The following is a 21,377-nucleotide window of genomic DNA, read 5'->3' as shown; positions in this document are numbered from 1 at the left end:
GATAGCCGAAGCTAATCCAAGCCCTTGATGAGTTTTTATATTGAAACAAGGGGCCCGAATAGCGGTGTTTCTTGGGTTTTAAATGGGTATCTTAATGCATAAATATTAAAACAAAATATTTATGTTGACCACGTCTTCGCAAAGAGTAGCTTGCGGGAGTTGGGAAGAGTTATTTCGGATCATCCGATTGTTTTTTAAATAACCGCCCGTCATAGCTCGTATTCCCGATGAACGGGAGGAAGCTATGAGAGCACGCAAATTTACACCAGTGCTTACTGCAACAGCGCTTCTCTTTTCTTTCTCTATTGCACCCCAGCCTTGGGGCCGCAGCATCGCCTCCCAGCAACCGGTCATCTTTGACATGGTGTGGAACTTGTATCCGGATGAGGGTTTCCTGATGGGTTCCAGCGCCTACGCAGCCGGGGCTTCCGGCTTTTGCCTAATTACAGTTCAACCAAATGAGCAACTGTCCAGATTGGGCGGAGGGAAGGCATCATGAACAAGCAACTAAATAGTATCTCCTCATATGAGGAAGCCAATATGGCCACATCAGAGACTGAACAAGTCAACTCGGTTACTGTAGATAGCATGGCGTCGGCCCATCGTCGCAGTCTATGGAGAAAACCTAAACGCAAGTTGGTTCATCCTTGCCTGACGATCTTGCTCCTCGTCTTTCATCTTTTTCAACTGCCCGTGCTTGGCGCGGTCAAGACCTGGGACGGCAGCTACAACGCGAACTGGAATGTTGGAATAAACTGGGCAGGCAACCTAGCCCCGGTAGATGACGATGACGTGGTTTTTCCTTCGGGAGCTGCCAATCTAAGCAATACAAACAACATATCCGGTTTGGATCTGAATTCGATAACCTTTACCGGAAGCGGTTACGATATCCACGGCAACGACATAACGTTGGCGGGCGGAATTGCGGGGCAGCATGTATCCGGAGCAAACGAAGTCTGGCTGAATTGCAGCTTTACGGCGAACCAGACGATCACCGTTGTAAACGGCGCCGCAACTCTGGAAGTGAACGGCGACATTGCGCTTGGCTCCTATGATCTGCGGCTTGATACAACCGGCTATCTTGAGATGGGCGGATCAATCAGTGGATCCGGCGATGTCAGGAAATACTACAATGGCAAAGTGCGGTACGATGTTGATTATGCAGGGATCCTCATCCCTCTTGTTGGCGGCCGTCCCAATACGTACACGGGTACAACCTATGTCTATGGAGGCATCCTGGAGTTGAGAAAAACGCGCGGCGTCATGATCATCGGCGGAGGCTTTACCAGGGTTTCCGATACGGCAATTGCGGGGAACCTGGTTGTCGGAAGCGGAAGTATCGGACCAGACACGGTGATCTTCGACGATTATGGAAGCCAGATTGCCGACTCCGCAGAAATCACGATTAACGCCGCTGGACACCTTGATCTAAACAACCAGTCGGAAACCATCGGACCTTTATCGATGACCGGCGGTCAGATCTCCACCGGAACAGGTACCATCACCCTGCATGAAGATGTCGATGCCGTGTATGCGTCCAGCGGGACATATTCAACGGCCACGATTTACGGGAATGTCAATTTGCCGGAAAACCGTGTGTTCACAACAACCGGCGGAGGTGCGCCGGCTCTGGTTATTGAGGCGGCAGTCTCCGGCAGCGGCAACTTGACGAAAACAGGAAGCTCAGGCTTGTACCTGGAATCCGCCAACAGCTACACCGGCATCACAACTGTGGAGCAAGGACAACTGTCGATTGCTGATTCGACAGCTCTGGGTTCCGCATTGGCAGGAACCGTGGTAAACAGCGGCGCCGGCCTGATTCTGGGAAGCGGTGTTGATGTGGGGAACGAAAGCCTCAGCCTCTCAGGTCCCGGCGTATCATCGCAGGGCGCATTATGGAGCGTTAACAGTGCAACCGCCTCATGGTCAGGTCCCATTGTCCTTGAAACCGACACCGTGATTGGGGTCGTCGGTGCTGCAGGACATCTGAGTTTGAACAAAATCATCTCGGGCAGCGGCGGCTTTACCAAAACGGGGGCCGGCACCCTGCTCCTTGCCAGCTCGATTAACAATACTTACGGCGGAACCACCTACGTCTCAGAGGGAACCCTTGAGCTGAACGATACCGCATCGGCAACAGAAATGCTCCCTGGCGATGCGGTCGTGGAAGACGGAACAACACTCCTGCTGACCGAAGGAAACCAGATTGCCAACTCTGCAACCATTACCGTTGAAGGAACAGGCCTGTTCGATCTGAACAACTGGAGCGAGACCATAGCCGGTCTGATCATGCAGGGAGGAACCGTTGACAGCGGGGCAGGCACACTGACCCTGAACGGAGATGTGGACATTCTGGCGTCAACAACATCCGCAAACATCAACGGGAACCTTGCATTCACCGGCGGACTCCGGACATTGAGCGTGGCCAACGGCAGTGTCTTTTACGACCTGAACCTGAGTGCCAACGTAAGCGATGCAGGCGGCGGTCTGCTGGTGACCCACACTACACCTGTTGGCAATTTTATTCGCTTTCTCGGGAACAACAGCTTCAGCGGTCCCCTGACCATCGAAAACGTCCGTGTTGCCGCAGAGAATCCTTATTCACTGGGCAGCGCCGTCGGCGGCACAACCGTCAAGGACAACTCCACCCTCTGGCTGTTCCAAACGAGCATTACAAATGAGGCGCTGACACTTGAAGGGGGAGCCACTCTGACCGGTCAATACGATTGTGAGTGGGCCGGCCCGATCACTCTGGATGGCGATGTAACAATCAACAACTACAGCGCCGGCAACACCTTTGAATTGTCGGGTACTATTTCAGGCAGCGGCGGATTCACCAAAGTCAATAGCGGTACGTTGGCTCTGATTGGCAGCGACGCCAACACATACAGCGGAGATACGGTGGTCGCAAGCGGCACACTGGAACTCGGACAGGGCTATAACATTACAGCCGTACCCGGCGACCTCCTGATTCACGACACCGTGCTGCTCACAGCGGACAGGCAGGTTTCGCAAGCCGGCGATATCTGGATCGGTTCCGCAGGTTTGCTCGACTGCGGCGTCAACTGGACGCGGTGCGACGAGCTGACCGGCAACGGCGAAGTGCGTTTCGGTGTCGGTGGCTTTCTGGATTTTGGCTATAACAACGGGTCCTGCTCGTTCGACGGCACCATGACCGGTGCCGGCTTTGCCGGCGGATGGGCGCTGAGCAAGTACGGCAGCGGAACAATCATCCTGACCGGAACGAATAACTTTACCGAAGGAACCACCATCCACGCCGGAACGCTGGTGGTGAACGGCAACCAGTCCGCAAACAGTTGGATTCATGTGAACACCTCGGGAACACTCGCAGGAACCGGCACGGTTTCCGAAGTGAAAGGCAGCGGAAACATCATGCCCGGAACCAGTCCCGGCATTCTCACCACCGGCAACCTCCTGATGCAGACCACCGGCAACTTCATGGTGGAACTCAATGGCCCGGCTCCCGGTACGGGCTATGACCAGTTGAATGTTCAGGGCACGAATAATCTGGCTAATGCCACGCTGACGGTGCTTCCGAATTTCACCACGCCGGTCGGCTTTGGGGCCGCCTTCACGATCATCGACAACGACGGTGCCGATCCCATCACCGGCACGTTCAACGGGTTGCCCAACGGCTCCGTATTCGACGTTGGCGGCACGGGCTTCAAGATCAATTACGACGGCGGAACGGGCAACGACGTCGTGCTGACGCTGCTGGACCAGCCGGGGTCATCGGTGTCCGTCAATGCCACGGATACGGGCTGGTATGACAGCACCGGCTATCACAGCTCCGGCAACGAGAACTACATAGCTGGGACATACATCGGAGGCTCGGGCTCACACAACAACTGGTTAGTCTTCAATGTGCCGGAGTTCAGTGGTGCGATTATCAAGGCCGAGCTGCTGATCAAGTGCTCCAATATCAACACCCCGAACGATCAGGAAACCTACGTTCTGCACCACGTCTCCACGCCCATTGGCACGTTGGTCGCGGGCGGCAGCGGCCTGACGGATATCTACAATGATCTGGGAGAGGGCGCCGTTTACGGCATTCGCAATGTTGCTGAACTGGAAGCGTATGAGCGGGCCATTGTGCCGCTGAACGTCACGCTCATCAATGACGCCACGGCGGCCATGGGTGGCCAGATCGCGCTGGGGGGCTCGATCGTTTCCCTTGAGGGCGCGCCCAGTGAATTCCTATTCGGTTCCAGTATTGGTACGGGCGACGCGGTGCAGCTGCGGCTCACCTTTGGCACATCCATCACGATCAATTCCAGCAAGACCGGGTGGTATGACACCAACGGTTATCACAATGTGCTCAATCCGAATTACATTGTGGGAGAGGCCTCCTCATTGCGATACCACAACTTCTTCGTCTTCGATTTGCCGGTCCTGTCCGGCGAACTCTTAGACGCCCAAGTGTTGGCGAACTCGTTCGCCATCAATAGCCCGACGAACTTCCTGAGCTATGCACTCCATGACGTAACGACGCCAATTGCCACCCTGACCAACGATGCAACGGGTGCCACCGGGATCTTTGCGGACTTGGCGGACGGCAGCCTGTATGGCGGGCGAGACGTGTATGTGACGGAAGCTCCCACGCGCTTAAGTATCCCGCTCAACAACGGATTTCGCGGGTCGGCCCTGGCGAACAGTGGCGGACAGATCGCGCTGGGCGGCTCGATCGCTCTCGATCCGACGCCGGACAATGAGAATATCTTTTCCCTTAGCAATCCAAACGACCCGAGCAATGTCCAGCTCTGGATGGGCTTCCTGCCGGCCTCGCTGCCAGTGGCGTCCTTCACGGCGGATTCGCCGACGCCGCTGGGAAGCGACGTGTATCAGTTAATGCTGAACGGCACGGTGGGCACGACTCAGGAGATTCAGGCTTCGATGGACCTGGAGAACTGGGACTCGCTGGGGAGCCTCTACATGAGCAGTCCCACGATGACGTTCACCCATACGAACAGCGTCTTCTCGCACAGGTTCTACCGCGCTCGGTTGCTGCAGTAGCGGCTGAAGTCGAGTTGGAACTGGGTCATGGAAGAGCCGGCCGTGGACGGCGGCCGGTTCACCGTCACAAACGCTCCGCTGCCTGCGGCTGAGTTCTATCGGCTGCTGAAGCAGTAGAGTGATAATGGTCTGAAAGGCCTGACGTGAGGGCGGCTCGTGCGAGCCGCCTTGCGTTGGCTGCGCGGGCGAACCCTTGGTTCGCCCGCCATTGCGCCGGCCGTTTCTTTTGGCGGATCAGCTGGCCGTTTTTTCGGGCGTACCGGAGTACTTCGGCGCGCAGTCCGGGCAGAGGGCGTGGCTGAATTCCATCTTGGTTTTTTTGAGCAGATAGTCGTCGATCCTCATCCACGCGCCGTCGTCGTCCTGAATCATTTTGCAGGAAGTGCAGATAGAGTGTACGCCTCCGAGTTCTTTGACTTTCCCCAGAACGGCCTGCAGGCTGGCATTGGCTTGCGCGAGAGCGTTGTCCCTTTGTTCCAACAGCCGGGTTTTCTTGCGCAGGTTGCCGAGCGCCACGGCGGCGAGAGCTTCCATTCCAATGTAGGCCGGGGAGCTGGCAAAGGAGGTGTAGCTGATGGCGATGTTGAACTGGCTGTAGATGTAAATGGTCAGGGGGGCAAGCACAACCGCTGTAGCAAGGCCGGCAAGCATGCCGTGCAGCCAGGCGACGTAGCCGATCAAGCCAATTCCAAGCAGGAAATAGGGATCGTGGCTAGGGGCGACAAAGCGCAAAAAGCACCGTACACCGTGATTGCCGCCACTGGCATGACCATTTTTACATACTTGTTCATCAACCTGCTTTTGCCTAAAGGCTTAAGGGTACTGTCCGGGAAACGCAAGTCCTGTGCCAGCATCCATCCCAAACATGAGGTTCATGTTTTGCATGGCGTTTCCCGCTTGGCCCTTCATGAGGTTGTCGATATGCGAAACAATGCGCAGCCGGTTGTTGCGGGCATCGACGTCGACGGTGAGCACGCAATAGTTGGTGCCGCGCACATCGGCGATGCTCGCGGGCGTCTGGGCGTCCTGCACGCGCACGAACAGGTTGTTTTGGTTGAACTCGCGGTAGATCTCCAGCACGTCGTCGGCGGTCTGGCCGTCGAGCGAGGCATAGAGGGTGGACATGATGCCGCGGCAGACGGGGACCACCTGCGAGGTGAAGGTGATCTGCACATCTTCGTCGGAAAGGGCGCTGAGTTCTTGTTCGACCTCGACGACGTGTTGGTGGCCAGCGAGCTTGTAGGCGTTCATATTGTCGTAGCGGTTGGGGTAGTGGAAGGCCGCGCTGGGCTTCTTCCCCGCACCGGAGACGCCGGTCTTGCAGTCGCAGATAATGCTTTTGGTGTCGATGATTCCGGCGTTGACGGCCGGTGCAAGGCCGAGGATGCAGCTGACCGCAAAGCAGCCGGGGTTGCCGACGAGCATTTGGTTGGCGTCGATTTCGTGCAGCTCGGGCAGTCCGTAGACGGTTTCCGTCAGCAGGGCGGGGGCTTTGTGCATCGGATCCAGACCGATAAAGTTGGCGTATTCGGCATACTGTTCGGTAGTGCCGAAGCGGAAGTCGCCGCTGTAGTCGATGACCTTGGCGCCGCGTTCCAGCTCATCGGCGGCGGTCTGCATGCCGACGCCGTCGGGCGTGGAATAGAAAACCACGTCGTAGTCTTCTTTGGTTTTGGGGTTTTCGGGCGAAACGATGACGTCATCGCAGAATCCGCGCAGATGCGGAAACACGTCGCTCATTTTGCGCCCGGTATCCGACAGGCTCACCAAACAGCCGATTTCTGTTTCCGGATGCTTGAGCAGCAGTTCTGTAATTCCCACACCGCCGTATCCGCCGGCGCCTACGATCTTGGCTTTAATCATCGTGTTCTCCTTGCTGAAAAATGTGCGCAAAAACTAAACCACAGCGCTAAGCGAATCGACATAAAACTTAACATATGCGACGGTGCGAAAATGAAGGTTGGCATTCTATCCGATACGCACGGCAATCTGCCTGTGGTGGAAAAAGCCGCCCGTATGCAGGAAAGGGCCGGGGTCGGCGCGGTGTTCCATTGCGGCGATATCGGGGGCAGCGATGTGCTTGCCGAACTCGCCGGCGTTTTCCATCCGTTGGGCGTTCCCGTCTATGCCGTGCTGGGCAACGTCGATGCCTATTCGAGCGATTGGAAGTTTTTCCCGTCGAACATTGGCATTCATCTGCTCGGCCGTTTTGGCGAGGTGGAGGTGGCCGGCAAACAGATTGCCCTGCTGCATAGCGACGATTCGCGCCGTTTCAGCCAAGCGGTGCACAGCGGGGAATATGATTTTGTCTTTTCCGGCCATTCGCACGAGGTGCACGATTACATGGTCGGTAAAACCCGTTGCATCAATCCAGGCACCGCCGGGCGGGGCGCGCCCAATACGTGCGCCGTGCTGGATCTTGAATCCGGCGAGCTCTCTGTATACGAAATGTAGCGGTTCGGGTTAAATTAAAACGCGCGCCCATGAATCTTTTTATGGTGTGCCGGCGACTGGTTTTTGTGGTACTCGCCGGCTTCTTTTTCGGGCGCTTCTTCTGGGGGAGTCGCTTCTTTTTTGTCTTTTCCAGTGATGAAATCCCACGCGTCGCCCGGCAGGTGGACTATGCCCTTGGCGGTGTCGCCGATCAGCCCGGAGGCGCTGGTCGCGACGGATGTGATGTGGTGGTAGAATGTGTTTCCAAGAATGCTGAAGGTATTTCTGAGCTGCAATCCTCCTTCTTCTTTCCCGATGTTGTGAAGCTCAATGTTGGGCAGGGGAATGGGCGCGGTTGGGAGCTTGGACAGCTTTGCCCGCACCGTGCCGTTTTGCACAAGCAGATGGTCGATGATGATTTTCTTTCCGGGTTTCTTTGCGACGGATCCGGGCATGGCATTTCCGGATGATGCATTGGGCTGTGTTTCTTCGCTGAGGGTTAAGATCTGCTGGATGGCGGTGTTGAACGCCTTAATGTTGTCGACTTGGAATCCGCGTTCATAGAATACCGTGGGTGAGTCGAAAAGGACGTCCGTAAAGATCAGCGTTCCGGTTAGTTTGGAGGCGGGGTCGACCTTGATTTTGAGTAGATTCAGATGGGCCAGCTTTGGGCTGGAAAATCCCTTGAGGTTGCCCAGGTAGATGTCGTGTATTTCCGTCAGCCCTTTTGTGGGCTTCGAGGTGCAGCCGGCAAAGGTCAGAAGGGTGAATGCAAAGGGATTGCAGGGGACGTAGCCGCTGCCTTGATATTTATGCAGGGGATTAATTTTCTGCAGTGAAATCATTTTTGTAATTTGGTTCCATCCATGCACGATTTTGGACTTTTCCTTGATGGTTTCAGGCAGGGCGAGCGTGACCACGCAATTGGTGATCTGCAGGTTTTCCACTGCAACATGCTTTTGTTTTTGAGGCGGCGGGCCAACCGCTGCGGGCGGGGCCGTTTTAAACAGGCTTCTGGCGGCTGCTTCCCATGTCGATAGGTTGCCTCTCTCTTCGGTCTGCTGCAAATGCATGACCGGGGAGTCTGCTTTCATCTGATTGATCACGATATGTTTGGAAAAAAGCGTGTGCGGCTCAATCTCGAGGTCGATGCTGGCCAGATGGAACAGGTTGGTGGCGGTAAAGCCTGAGGGATTGGGGAGAGCGAGGTTGGTGGCTTGAATCGTGTTGTCCATGTATTGGAGAGTCAGGTTGCCCGCGCTGACCAGCGTGCTGGTTTTTGCCGCAGCGTTAGTTGCCGAGGGATCGGTCAGGTTCAGCAGGAAATCGTTTAAGGATACGTTGTGCAGCTGAAACCTTTTCATTGAGGCCGGTTGAGATGCTTTCGCCAGCAGCTGTGCTTGATGCGTCGCCTTCCACGATTTTCTTAGCCCGACGAAGTATTTGATGATGCCGGTGAATCCTTTGACGCCTTGTGTGTTGGAGCTCGTCAGCATATGGGCGCGCGGGCTGCGGAACTGCGCGTCGAGGATGTGGAACCGGGCGGAGCGCAGCGCGTCCGGTTCGAGTGCGATGTCGAGGCCCGCCACAGAGAATAGGTTGGTGCTGGAAATCCGCTCGGGGTTGCTGAGCTGCAGTCCGGTGAAGCGCACGCTGCCATCGGCCATGCTGCCCGTTGCCTGCTCAATGTCGAGGGTGAGGTTCTGCAGCGGCTCTTCCGTGTGAGCGACCGTAATCCGCGCCGCAGTGATTTCCACGGACTGGATGGTGAACTGTTTGGCGTTCTTGCTTTTCGTCTTCTTGGAGGAGGGCTTATACGCGCGGGCGCTTTTGATGAATTCGCCGAGGTTGTAGGTGTTGGTGTTCGACTCGAAGGTGACTTGCGGGCGTTCAATCCGCACTTTTTTGATAATCACGTTTTGCGAAAGGAGGGACGGCATGTTCAGCAGGATTTCAGCGCTGGCTGCTGAAGCCGCGTTGGTGTGGGTGAAGATGCCTTGGTTGGCCAGGCTAAAACCCGAAAGCTGAATCGTGCCTCTGAATGGATTGATGCGCAGTTCGTTAATCGCAAGCGATGTGCCCAGCGCCTTGGACCCAATGCGTTGCGCAGATTGCTTCAGGGTTGGTCCCAGCCAGAATTGGATTGCGCATCCGAGCGCGATCAGGATTAAGAAGACCGCCGCAAGCGATATGCCCAATATCCTTTTCGCTTTCACTTTGTCTCTCCCATATTGAACAGAGAGACAGTATCTTTTTCTGCAAAGATTGAAACGCAGAAGTTTCGCAACTGTTCAGAAATGAAGGTTAGCGATGGATGTTGTTGATTTCCTCGAGGGCGCTTGAGCCGGGGCAAAGCTTGTCTGCGTTCAGGCTGCGCAGGGGCGCGGCGGCGGTGGTGTTCATCGCTTCGTGGATGTCCTGCGAGTCTTGGTCGATGAAGAGGATGCCGGTGAGCACTTTGTCCTCCGCCTTGAACTCCTGCATCATCGCGAGCGCGGAGCTGCGGCTGTGGATGTCGTGCTTGGATTCGAGCTTGTGGAAGGTGATGACCGAGCCGTCGTGCATGGCGACGCGTTCGTCGGTGCCTTCGTCGTAGGCGGCCGTGATTTCGGTGGCCGGGGGGACGTAGTCGACGGTGTTGGTGGAGGCCATGTGCTGGCGGATGAAGTCGTAGGACTTGGTGGAGCCGGGGGTGTTGTTGAAGGTGACGCACGGCGAGATGACGTTGATGAAGGCGAAGCCCTTGTGCGTAATGGCGGCCTGGATGATCGGGACGAGCTGGTCCTTGTCGCCGGAAAAGCTGTTGGCGACAAAGGTGGCGCCGAGCTGCAGCGCAATGGCGCAAAGGTCGATCGGCTCCAAGGCGTTGGGTTCGCCTTTCTTGCTTTTGGAGCCTTTGTCGGTCGTGGCGGAGTCCTGTCCCTTGGTAAGCCCGTAGACGCCGTTGTTTTCGCAGATGTAGACCATGTTGACGTTGCGGCGAACGGCGTGGACAAATTGCCCCATGCCGATGGAGGCGGTGTCGCCGTCGCCGGAGACGCCGATGTAGAGCAGGTCGCGGTTGGCCATGTTGGCGCCGGTGGCGACGGAGGGCATGCGTCCGTGGACCGAGTTGAAGCCGTGCGAGTTTCCGAGGAAGTAGGTCGGCGTCTTGGAGGAGCAGCCTATGCCGGAGAGCTTGGCCACCCGGTGCGGCGGAATCGACATTTCGAAGCAGGCTTCGATGATGGCGGCGCTGATGGAGTCGTGGCCGCAGCCGGCGCAGAGGGTGGAAACTGCGCCCTCGTAGTCCTTGGACGTATAGCCGAGGTCGTTCTTGGGCAGGTTTGGGTGGCGGAAAGCGGGGATGTTATAGCTCATGGTTTGCTCCTGCGTATTGCGTATTTCGTACTGCGTATCGCTTCCCGTCAGGTAAGGACGATACGTAATGCGCAGTACGCGCTAAAATCATTTTGCTCATAATCATTTTGCCTAATAAAACCGGCTGCGGCGGCGTGGGGCCGTGGTGGTTTGCAGAATCCAGTCGCGGATTTCGTGGCGGATGTAGCGGGCGGTGATGGGGCTCCCGTCGTAGTGCAGCAGCGGAACGAGCTGCTCGGGGTCAAAATTATATTCGTTGATCAGCAGCGTGCGCATTTGGGCATCGCGGTTTTGTTCGACGACGAAGACATATTCATGCTCGTCGATAAAGCGGCCGACTTCTTCGGAGAAGGGGAAGGACTTGATGCCCATGCTGTCGAGCGAGATGCCGTGCATCGCGTTAAGGTGGTGCAGGGCTTCAATCGTTGATGCTTCGGATGTGCCGTAGTAAACCACGCCGACGGTGCAGGGTTTTTCGGTTTTGCGGATAACCGGCTTCGGCACTTCTTTGCTGGCCGTTTCCCACTTGCGCATGATGCGCTCCATGTTGCCGATGTATTTTTCGCCGATCTCGGTGTAGACGGCATAATCGTCTTTCGAGGTGCCGCGGGTGAAGAATGCGCCCTTGGTGGGATGCGTTCCGGGATACGTGCGGTAGGGGATGCCGTCGCCGTCTACGTCGAGATAGCGGCCGAAGCGCTCGGTCATGTTTTCAAGATCCTCTTCACTGTACACTTTGCCCCGGTCATATTTTTTCGCATCGTCCCAATCGAAGGGTTCCGACATGTTGTCGTTCATTCCCAGATCGAGGTCGGACAGAATGAGAATGGGCGTCTGGAAGCGTTCGGCCAGATCGAAGGCCGTGGCGGTGAGCTCGAAGCATTCCTTCGGCGTGGAGGGATAGAGGCAGATGTGCTTGGTGTCGCCGTGCGAGGCATAGGCCGCCGACAGCACGTCCGACTGCTGGGTGCGCGTCGGCATGCCCGTGGACGGGCCGGCGCGCTGCACGTCGACGAGCACGGTGGGGATCTCGGCAAAGTAGGCCAATCCCAGAAACTCGTTCATCAGCGAAAGGCCGGGGCCGCTCGTGGCCGTGAAGGCGCGCGCGCCGTTCCACGAGGCGCCGATCACCATGCCGATCGCCGCCAGCTCGTCTTCCGCCTGCACGATGGCAAAGTTTTTCTGTCCGGTTTCCGGATCCATGCGGAAGCGGCGGCAGTAGCGCGCAAAGTTGTCGATGACCGAGGTGGAGGGGGTGATCGGGTACCACGCCGAAACGGTGGCGCCGCCGTAGACCGCGCCAAGCCCGCAGGCTTCGTTGCCGTCGATCAAAATCTTATTGCCCACCTTGTCGCGCGTCTCGATGCGGAAGGCGATGGGGCAGCGATGCAGTTCTTTGGCGAGGTCGTAGCCGGTTTGCAGCGCCAAGCAGTTGGCTTCGATAATTTTTTCCTTGCCCTTGAACTGTTCGGCGATGAGCTGTTTGGCGATGTCCAGCTTCATGCCGAAGAGCGCCGCCAGTGAACCCACATACATGATGTTGCGGAACAGCTGCCGCTGCCGCGGGTCTTCGTACATTTCGCGGCACTTTTCCATTAGAGGGAGGCCGATGAAGTCGATGTCGTCGCGCTTCAGTTCGGGGTTGAGCGGCTTGGTGGAGTCGTAGACGAAGTAGCCGCCTTTTTCCACCTCGGCAATATCGCGCTCCATGCTCTGGGGGTTCATGCCGACCATGACGTCGATGCCGCCGCGCCGTCCGAGGAACCCGTTTTCGTTGATGCGTACTTCGTACCACGTGGGCAGGCCTTGGATGTTCGACGGGAAAATATTCTTCGGGCTGATCGGCACGCCCATGCGGAAGACCGACTTGCTGAAGAGTTTGTTGGCGCTCGCCGAACCGGTGCCGTTTACGTTGGCGAACTTAATGACGAACAGATTGGTGACGATGTCGCGTTTCATGGATGGTTCCCTGTTAATGCGTAACGAGTAATGCGTAAATATCGGAAGCCTGATTACGCATTACGAATTACTCGTTATTTGGTGCCTAATCATTTTCCAGTTTTGCTGTGGGGGCGATGTAGAGGAATTTCTGCATGTCCCACGCGGAGGTGGGGCAGCGCTCGGCGCACAGGCCGCAGTGCAGGCAGACGTCTTCGTCCTTCACCATCACGCGGCCGGTATTGAGGTTCTCCGAAACAAACAGGTCTTGCGAAAGGTTGTGGGCCGGAACATTCAGTTTGCGCCGCACCTGCGCTTCCTCTTCATTTTTGGTGAAGGTCAGGCAGTCGACCGGGCAGATGTCGATGCAGGCGTCGCACTCGATGCACTTGTCGGCCGTGAAGACCGTTTCAACGTCGCAGTTAAGGCAGCGCTCCGCTTCCTCGAGCGCGGTTTTGGCGTCGAAGCCGAGTTCGACTTCCATCGTGTGGCTGTGGATGGCCTCGTCCAGGTCAACGTGCGGAACGATGTTGCGCTCTTCCTCGGAGACCATGCTCGCATAGCTCCATTCGTGGATGCCCATTTTCTGACTGAGCAGGTTGGTGCTCGGGTCCGGGCGCTCCTGGAGATCTTTGCCGTTTAGGAACAGATCGATCGACACCGCAGCCTGATGGCCTTGCGCCACCGCGGTAATGATGTTCTTGGGGCCGAACGCGGCGTCGCCGCCAAAGAACACCTTGGGGTGGGTGGATTGGTAGGTTACGTCATCCACTTTGGCCAAGCCGATTTCGTTGAACTCGATGCCGAGGTCGCGCTCGATCCACTTGAAGGCATTGGCTTGGCCGATGGCCAGCAGCACCAGGCCACAGCCGACAGTTTCGAATTGGCCGGTGGGGGTGAAAACTTCCCGGCCATCCTCGATGGAATATTCGATGACCTCGAACTTCATGGCCTTCAGCTGGCCGTCTTCAACAATGTATTCCAGCGGGTTGTGGTTTTCGAGGATGGGAATCCCTTCCGCCTGCGTATCCTCGATTTCCCACGGCGAGGCGACCATCGCGCTGATCGGCGTGCGGAGCAGCACCTTCACGTTTTCCGCTCCGAGGCGCAGCGCGGTGCGGCAGCAGTCCATCGCGGTGTTGCCTCCGCCAATCACGATCACGTCTTTCGGGGTTTCGGTCTGATGCCCGAAGGCCACCTGCGCAAGCCACTCCACGCCGATCTGCACATTTTTGCCGCCGTCGAGCTCGTAGCCGGGCAGCTTCAAGACGCGGCCGCTGGGTGCGCCCGATCCAACAAATACTGCGTCGTAGCCCTTTTCCAGCAACGCCTTCATGCTTTCGATGCGCGTGTTGAAGTGGGCGTTGACGCCCATGTCGAGAATATAGCCGGTCTCTTCGTCGATCACCTCGGCCGGCAAACGGAACGAGGGAATCTGTTGGCGCATGAAGCCGCCGGCTTTGCTGGTGGCTTCGAACAGATCGATTTCGTAGCCCAGCGGCATTAGGTCGCGCGCAACGGTCAAGGCCGAAGGGCCGGCGCCGATCAACGCCAGCTTGAAGCCGTTTTTTTCCTTGGGGATTTTTGGCAGGCGGGCCGTGATGTCGTCCTTCATGTCGGCGCAAACGCGCTTGAGGCGGCAGATGGCCACCGGTTTGTCTTCAACCCGCCCGCGGCGGCAGGCCGGTTCGCAGGGCCGGTCGCAGGTGCGCCCGAGAATGCCCGGGAATACGTTCGACTCCCAGTTGACCATGTAGGCGTCGGAATAGCGGCCGGCCGCGATCAGCCGGATGTATTCGGGCACGGGGGTATGCGCGGGGCACGCATACTGGCAATCAACCACTTTGTGGAAATATTCCGGGTTGTTCGTATCGGTCGGCTTCACTCTTTTCTCCGTTCTAACCTTTAAAAGGGATATAACCTGATCATGCTTTTGCGCCTCTGGTCACAGTGAGGGAAGTTAAATCACAGACGTTTGACTATTTCAGCATTAAAATACTTAAATCGTACGATTTTAATCATATATCCCGCGCTGGTTGTTTAAGCGTGCACTGGCGGGGCGCCTCGCTTCTTCCGTCGGTTGTGGTCTTATGCGCCTTCTTTATTAATGGATCGCTTATAAAACAGGCCCGAATTTAACTGAGAAAATAAAAAATAACACTTTACATCACTAAGCACAGTTCGTTTAATTCGGGCTGTCGTTAGGAGATTTGAAGAGTTTCTATATATGGTGCGTAAAAAACCACGAGTGTGGAGCCAGAAGAACTGTTTAAGTCAGGTTAGTAAATGCAATACCAAGGAGAATGGAATGAATAAAACAATTGCAGCAGTTGCAGTACTCGGAATCGCGGCTTCAGTAGCCACGGCCGAAGCTAAAGATTATAAAGATTTCGGTGGAGCAATTAGCGTCTATGACGTGAAAGTGAAGGCCGATGCCCTTAAAGTGCAGTCCGCTAAGAATAACCTTCAGGTTAATGACCAGAAGCTGAATGCCGATAAGTATTCCAAGGATTCTGTTTCTATCTCTGGACAAATCATCACATATAATGGCGGCTATGATTCTATTTTGGTCGTAGGCAAGGATGACTACGAGCAGGGCTATGCTTCTATTAACATGGCCATTCCTACCATGATTGAAACCAATGACATGTTCGACACCGGCGCTACTAAGCTTGTGCTCGAAGGTATTGTTGCATCCAATGAGTTGATGGTTGTTTCTGCTCAAGGCAGCATGGATGACTATGTTTCTTTTGATCTTGAAGACTTCGAGCTGGATGACAGCGGATTGGTTACGAAGTACAAGGTTGATCTCAAGACCAAGAAAGATGTAACGACCGAAAAGATTTCTATGTCTGCTACGGGTTCCGGCGAAGGTTATGTTCGTAACGTCTATGGCGAAGAAGAAGATGACTACGAGTGGTTCTACGCTGGCATGAAAAACATCAAAGTTAAATATAACTCAAAGGCCAGCGATGACTGGAGCGAAGTATATGAAGCCGCTCTTTCTACTTCAAACGAAGCCTATGCTGTGGCAGCTGTTGAGTACGAAGTCAACCAGGCCATCATCAAGAAGACCAAGCTTCCTGCTGATGAAGTAAGCTTCCAGCTTATGTACAACGACTAGTGGTTTTAACCATCTAGTTTGCCGAAGGGCTGGCCTTGTGCCAGCCCTTTTTTGTGCGACTCTTATGTGAACCACAAGTTCTTTGCTCAAATACGGATCACGTGGTATGAAAATGGTAAAATTATTAGGATAAAGGCTCTTTACAAAGTCGCGATTAATTATTCTAATCCGGTTTGTAGAGATGCACAGGGAATTGGGCTGGTGAATTTGTAGCCACGGGTGTGGGGCCAGAAGAATCGATTCCGAGTGCAGGCCAAGGAGAATGGAATGAAAAAAATAATCACAGCAGCTGCAGTACTCGGAATCGCGGCGTCAGTCGTCGCACGTTCCGACTATGAAGACTTCGGTGGATCGATTAGCGTCTATGACGTGAAAGTGAAGGCCGATTCTCTCAAAGTACAGTCCGCTAAGAAAAATCTTCAGGTTAATGACCAGAAGCTGAATGCTAATAAGTATTCCAAGGATTCTGTTTCTGTTTCTGGACAGATCATCGTTTATGATGGTTATGAATCTATCTTGGTCGTAGACAAGAATGGTTGGGAACAGGGCGAAGCTAGCATTAGCTTGGGCATTCCTTCCATGATTGAAACCAATGATATGTTCGACACCGGCGCTACCAAGCTTGCGCTCGAAGGAGTTGTTGCATCCAATGAATTGATGGTGGTCTCCGCTCAAGGCAGCATGGATGACTACATTGATTTTGAGCTGGAAGATTTTGAGCTGGATGACAGCGGATTGGTTACGAAATACAAGGTTGATCTCAAGACTAAGAAAGATGTAACGACCGAAAAGGTTTCCATGTCTGCTACGGGTTCTGGCGAAGGTTATGTTCGTAACGTCTATGGCGATGGAGAAGATGACTACGAGTGGTTCTACGCCGGCATGAAACAGATCAAAGTTAAATATAACTCAAAGGCCAGTGATGACTGGAGCGAAGTATATGACTCAGCTCTCTCCACCTCTAATGAAGCCTATGCTGTGGCAGCTGTTGAGTACGAAGTCAACCAGGCCATCATCAAGAAGACCAAGCTTCCTGCTGATGAAGTAAGCTTCGAGCTTGAGTACAGCAACGACGACATGTACCCCCGATAGAGTTTTCTACATTATGTAGATTGCCGAAGGGCTGGCCTTGCGCCAGCCCTTTTTGTTTGCCCGGCAAAGCCGGCAAACCCAGTCGCCTGAAAGAAGGCGATAACACCCCGTCCGAGGGGAAGTAAATCCGAATCGCAAGGGCGTTGCTGGTAACGGCGGGGTCTGAAGGAAGCGATAGGAAGTGAACGGTACATAACGGTTGTAAACCTGATTCGGCAGGCGCAGAAGGTAAGCGTGCAAAATAGCGCGAAGCCTGGTACTCGGACAGACTGCGTTTGTGATTGAGGATGGAATCGTTCACAGGGAGCCGGAGTCATAACCGGGGAAGCCCTGCATGGTTTGTGCGAGAGCGCAATAGTTTGGCTCCAAGAAGAAGTTCAAGGAGCTGGGCGAAGCGTGCAGGGTGGCAGATGAGCCCGTAGTAGTGATGAAGATCCGGCCTGTGAAAGCCCGTGAGGGTGTGGAGGGCAAAACCGGATCGACCTGCGGCTTGTTCGCCGGGACGGTCGATGGCCAAAAGCGTCGGCTGGATGCGAAGGGGTGAAGTTTACTTGAAAGCTACGTCAATTGACGGGACGCGGTTTCGGGGAGGTAAGCCGTCGCAAGGCGGGCAAGTGGTCTTGGGCGAACTCGGGAACGAGCGGACTGGAGGCAAACTGTTCCTTCGGAGTAGGTGGAGTTGAAAAGGCATATTGCCGTTGAACCGGATACAAGCCCTTGGAAGCCCGCTGAAGAATCGAACGAGATCGTGAAAACGGAAGATGGACGGAGCGAAGCACAAAGAAGCGAGGATGAACGATAGGATGCGGGTTTGGTACAGTTTATATGATCGCTTACTCCACGCTCAGGTGTTGGAAACGGCGTTCAAAAAGGTGAAGTCGAGCAATGGAGCTCCCGGAATAGACGGGCAGTCCTGCAAAGGCTTTGCGCTGAACCAGTCGGAAAATATCGCCGAACTTCTTGAGGCGTTGCGCACAAAGGCTTATCGACCCAGCCCCGTGAAACGGGTGGAGCTTGAAAAGCCGGATGGAGGTATCCGCTTGATTGGGATACCGACGGTGCGCGACCGCGTGGTGCAGCAGGCATTGAAGATGGCGATTGAGCCGATCTTTGAAGCAGGGTTTCATTCTGGAAGCTATGGCTACCGACCCAAACGAAGCGCACATGGAGCGATTGCAGAGGCAACCGCACGAATGCGCGAGGAGGGGTTGGAGCATGTGGTGGATATGGATTTGAGCAAATGCTTCGACCTGCTGGATCATGATCTGATCTTAAAAGCGGTACGGCGCAAGGTGGCTGACGGCAGTATCCTTGCGCTCATCAGAATGTTCTTGGAGAGCGGAGTCATGAACCATGGCCTGTTTGCTCGAACGGAAACCGGAAGCCCGCAGGGCGGAGTTATCAGTCCGCTTCTCGCCAATATTTATCTGGACGAATTCGACCAGCATATGGCGGGACGAGGGCATCGGGTCGTACGTTATGCGGACGACATTCTGATTTTCAAGGGTAGCCCGAAAGGCGCACAAAACGCACTTCGGGTGGCCGAGGACTACCTTGAAGGAAAGCTCGAACTCGTGGTCAACCGTCGCAAGACGCATGTGACCGAGTTGCAGGAGGGCGTCGCCTTTCTGGGAGTGGAGATCGGTTTGACCTATACGAAAATACAGGCCAAGAAAATCGCCCGAATCAAGGCCAAGCTCAAAGCCGTCACGCGCAGAAACACGCCCGTGAATCTCGCCAAAGTGATACGCGACCTCAATCCCGTCCTGCGCGGGTTCGTGAACTATTTTAAGGTTGCGAACTGCAAGACGGAGTTGAAGAAGCTGATGAGTTGGCTAAGACGGAGGTTGCGCGCCATACAAATGAAGCTGTGGAAGAAACCGCAGAAGCTCCACCGACGGCTCAGGCAACTGGGCTACAAGGGAGAGTTTAAGCGGATCAAAATGGCCTCATGGCGCAACGCCTCCTGCCAGCTCGCCCATATGGCGATGCCCAACCGCTGGTTCAACGAGATCGGGCTATACGCCGCCGATCAAGTAGAGACCGGAACGCTTTCCCCATTGAATCGGGGATAAAAGTAAACAGGAGCCGTGTACGAGGTCCGTACGCACGGTTCTGTGAGAGGAACAAGGCTGAGCTTGATCACTCAGCCTTGTCCTACTCGATTTGTGGCTCAACGCAAACCACAACGGCTTAACTCGAATACGGATCACGAGTCGAAAAAACGGTAAGATTATTTGGAGAAAAGGCCCTTTACAAAATCGCAATTAATTATTCTAATCCAGCTTATAGAGATGCACGGGAATCGGCTGGTAAATTTGTAACCGCGGGTGTGGGGCCAGAAGGATCGATTCCGAGTGCAGGCCAAGGAGAATGGAATGAAAAAAATAATCACAGCAGTTGCAGTACTCGGAATCGCGGCGTCGGTTGTTGCCAACGGTTATGATGAATTCGGTGGATCGATTAGCGTCTATGACGTGAAAGTGAAGGCCGATTCTCTCAAAGTACAGTCCGCTAAGAAAAATCTTCAGGTTAATGACCAGAAGCTGAATGCTAATAAGTATTCCAAGGATTCTGTTTCTGTCTCTGGACAGATCATCGTTTATAACGGTTATGAATCTATCTTGGTCGTAGGCAAGGATAACTACGAGCAGGGAGACGCTAGCATTAGCTTGGGCATTCCTTCCATGATTGAAACCAATAATATGTTCGACACCGGCGCTACCAAGCTTGCGCTCGAAGGCGTTGTTGCATCCAATGAGTTGATGGTGGTCTCCGCTCAAGGCAGCACGGATGACTACATTGATTTTGAGCTGGAAGATTTTGAGCTGGATGACAGCGGATTGGTTACGAAATACAAGGTTGATCTCAAGACTAAGAAAGATGTAACGACCGAAAAGGTTTCCATGTCTGCTACGGGTTCTGGCGAAGGTTATGTTCGTAACGTCTATGGCGATGGAGAAGATGACTACGAGTGGTTCTACGCTGGCATGAAACAGATCAAAGTTAAATATAACGCAAAGGCCAGCGATGACTGGAGCGAAGTATATGACTCAGCTCTCTCCACCTCTAATGAAGCCTATGCTGTGGCAGCTGTTGAGTACGAAGTCAACCAGGCCATCATCAAGAAGACCAAGCTTCCTGCTGATGAAGTAAGTTTCGATCTTACATACAGCGAAGGAAAGTATGAATAGAGTTTTCTGCATTAAGTAGATTGCCGAAGGGCTGGCTTTGAGCCAGCCCTTTTTGCGTTTGCATCAAGAGGGTGCATGTCGCTCGTATATCCGTTGCGAGTGTTCTTCCGGGGGGCAGGTTCCTGCAACTAAATATTCTTTCGGTAAGTGTATCGGGGGTAGCGTAAATTTTCCCCAAGTATTATGGGTGGGTGTGGAGAAGTCTCACCATTGTTGAAGAAAGATCGCTGATGTTCTTAATGGGGGCTTAAAACTTCTTTACATTATTGTATGCAGTGACCTTAATCGATCTCGGTAAGGGCGCAAAGCGCATGAAGTTAAATGTCCGTAGCTTGCGGAGCAAATTTAGTTCGTTTATGCCGGTGGATGAAAAAATACATAGCCATGGAGACGAGAATGAAAAAAACAATGACAGCAGTTGCAGTACTCGGAATTGCGGTTTCAGTGATCGCAGTTGAACCGTCTAAGTTCGGAGGCTCAATTAGTGTTTATGACGTAAAGATAAAGGGCAATTCTCTCAAGCTTAAGTCCGCTAAAAAGAACGTTCTGATCAATGATCAGAAGCTGAAAGCCGACAAGTATGCAGAGGATTCCGATTCTTTATCAGGTGTTATAATCTCGTATCAAGGCGCTAATTCCTTCCTTACGGTTGATGAGAAGGCTTGGGAGCAGGGCTATGCTGAGTTGACGTTCGGCATTGATGACGTTATTGCCCCCGAAGAGGTGCTGGAAACCGGCGCTGCCAAGCTGTCGGTTGAGGGGGTTGCATCTAATGGCTATGATGTTGTCTCTCAGAAAGGCCGTTCCGCTGAATACTTTCATGTCGAGTTGGAGAGCATGGAGTTTTGGGGCAACTTGTTGACCCGCTACAAGGTCGAGCTCAAAGAACAGAAGGGTGTAGTTGCTGAAAAGATTTCAATGAATGCCTCTGGCAGCGGCGACGGTGAAATTCGTGTCTACCGCGACGAAGAAGAAACAAAATGGGAATGGTTTGGCGCCGTGGGTAAAGGCGTTAAGGTTAAATACAATTCCAAGGTGAGCGACGAATGGTCTGCTAAATACGACAATGCCCTTTCTGTGTCCAACGAAGCGTATGCCGTGGCTGTTGTGAATGCATTGGTTAACAGTCAGATCAACGAGAAAACCGGCGGCAACGATGCTGCTTTTAAACTGGATTATGCCCCAGAGGGTTAGTCGTTCGC

13 protein-coding genes are annotated in these 21,377 nt (G+C 54.3%); 7 read left to right on the top strand and 6 right to left on the bottom strand.

Features of this window, described 5'->3' with window-relative positions:
• Positions 1 to 495 precede the first annotated feature (495 nt).
• Positions 496 to 5,034, top strand: a complete 4,539-nt coding sequence (locus SCARR_RS10990; RefSeq protein ID WP_136061628.1) for a beta strand repeat-containing protein — start codon at positions 496 to 498, stop codon at positions 5,032 to 5,034.
• A gap of 234 nt (positions 5,035 to 5,268) precedes the next feature.
• Here SCARR_RS10990 and SCARR_RS10985 read toward each other — a convergent pair whose 3' ends face one another.
• Together SCARR_RS10985 and argC are read right to left on the bottom strand one after the other, a co-directional pair.
• Positions 5,269 to 5,766: a hypothetical protein gene (locus SCARR_RS10985; RefSeq protein ID WP_136061627.1), complete on the bottom strand. Its 498-nt coding sequence runs from the start codon at positions 5,764 to 5,766 to the stop codon at positions 5,269 to 5,271.
• Between the two features lie 81 nt (positions 5,767 to 5,847).
• Positions 5,848 to 6,897 carry an N-acetyl-gamma-glutamyl-phosphate reductase gene (gene argC, locus SCARR_RS10980; RefSeq protein ID WP_136061626.1) on the bottom strand — a complete coding sequence of 350 codons (1,050 nt, stop codon included), beginning with the start codon at positions 6,895 to 6,897 and terminating at the stop codon, positions 5,848 to 5,850.
• A 90-nt stretch (positions 6,898 to 6,987) separates the two neighbouring features.
• On the opposite strand from argC, the gene SCARR_RS10975 reads away from it, so the two are divergent.
• Positions 6,988 to 7,488, top strand: coding sequence for a metallophosphoesterase family protein (locus tag SCARR_RS10975; protein WP_168433238.1), 501 nt, complete (start codon positions 6,988 to 6,990; stop codon positions 7,486 to 7,488).
• Positions 7,489 to 7,502: 14 nt separating this feature from the next.
• Here the strand turns inward: SCARR_RS10975 and SCARR_RS10970 are convergent, their stop codons facing one another.
• The 4 genes from SCARR_RS10970 to SCARR_RS10955 all read right to left on the bottom strand — a co-directional run bounded on the left by SCARR_RS10970 (position 7,503) and on the right by SCARR_RS10955 (position 14,650).
• Positions 7,503 to 9,683: a DUF748 domain-containing protein gene (locus SCARR_RS10970; protein WP_168433237.1), complete on the bottom strand. Its 2,181-nt coding sequence runs from the start codon at positions 9,681 to 9,683 to the stop codon at positions 7,503 to 7,505.
• Between the two features lie 88 nt (positions 9,684 to 9,771).
• Positions 9,772 to 10,827, bottom strand: coding sequence for a 2-oxoacid:ferredoxin oxidoreductase subunit beta (locus SCARR_RS10965; protein WP_136061623.1), 1,056 nt, complete (start codon positions 10,825 to 10,827; stop codon positions 9,772 to 9,774).
• A 111-nt stretch (positions 10,828 to 10,938) separates the two neighbouring features.
• Positions 10,939 to 12,786, bottom strand: a complete 1,848-nt coding sequence (locus SCARR_RS10960; protein ID WP_136061622.1) for a 2-oxoacid:acceptor oxidoreductase subunit alpha — start codon at positions 12,784 to 12,786, stop codon at positions 10,939 to 10,941.
• An 85-nt stretch (positions 12,787 to 12,871) separates the two neighbouring features.
• Entirely contained in the window at positions 12,872 to 14,650 is a 1,779-nt protein-coding gene (locus SCARR_RS10955) for an FAD-dependent oxidoreductase (RefSeq protein WP_136061621.1), read from the bottom strand.
• Between the two features lie 423 nt (positions 14,651 to 15,073).
• Between SCARR_RS10955 and SCARR_RS10950 the strand changes: the two genes are divergently transcribed.
• From SCARR_RS10950 to SCARR_RS10930, 5 genes are all read left to right on the top strand, one after another.
• The gene (locus SCARR_RS10950; protein ID WP_136061620.1) at positions 15,074 to 15,889 is read left to right on the top strand and encodes a hypothetical protein; all 816 of its coding nucleotides are present in this window, start codon (positions 15,074 to 15,076) and stop codon (positions 15,887 to 15,889) included.
• Positions 15,890 to 16,156: 267 nt separating this feature from the next.
• Positions 16,157 to 16,981 carry a hypothetical protein gene (locus SCARR_RS10945; RefSeq protein ID WP_136061619.1) on the top strand — a complete coding sequence of 275 codons (825 nt, stop codon included), beginning with the start codon at positions 16,157 to 16,159 and terminating at the stop codon, positions 16,979 to 16,981.
• An 803-nt stretch (positions 16,982 to 17,784) separates the two neighbouring features.
• Complete coding sequence (gene ltrA / locus SCARR_RS10940; protein ID WP_136062162.1) at positions 17,785 to 19,056, top strand: group II intron reverse transcriptase/maturase; 1,272 nt, start codon at positions 17,785 to 17,787, stop codon at positions 19,054 to 19,056.
• Positions 19,057 to 19,359: 303 nt separating this feature from the next.
• Complete coding sequence (locus SCARR_RS10935) at positions 19,360 to 20,175, top strand: hypothetical protein (RefSeq protein ID WP_136061618.1); 816 nt, start codon at positions 19,360 to 19,362, stop codon at positions 20,173 to 20,175.
• Positions 20,176 to 20,571: 396 nt separating this feature from the next.
• Positions 20,572 to 21,369 carry a hypothetical protein gene (locus tag SCARR_RS10930; protein WP_136061617.1) on the top strand — a complete coding sequence of 266 codons (798 nt, stop codon included), beginning with the start codon at positions 20,572 to 20,574 and terminating at the stop codon, positions 21,367 to 21,369.
• The last annotated feature ends 8 nt before the right edge of the window (positions 21,370 to 21,377 follow it).

This window comes from Pontiella sulfatireligans (assembly GCF_900890705.1).
Taxonomy (GTDB): domain Bacteria; phylum Verrucomicrobiota; class Kiritimatiellia; order Kiritimatiellales; family Pontiellaceae; genus Pontiella; species Pontiella sulfatireligans.
Note: the sequence above shows the minus strand (reverse complement) of the source record. Positions and strands in the feature narration are given on the sequence as shown.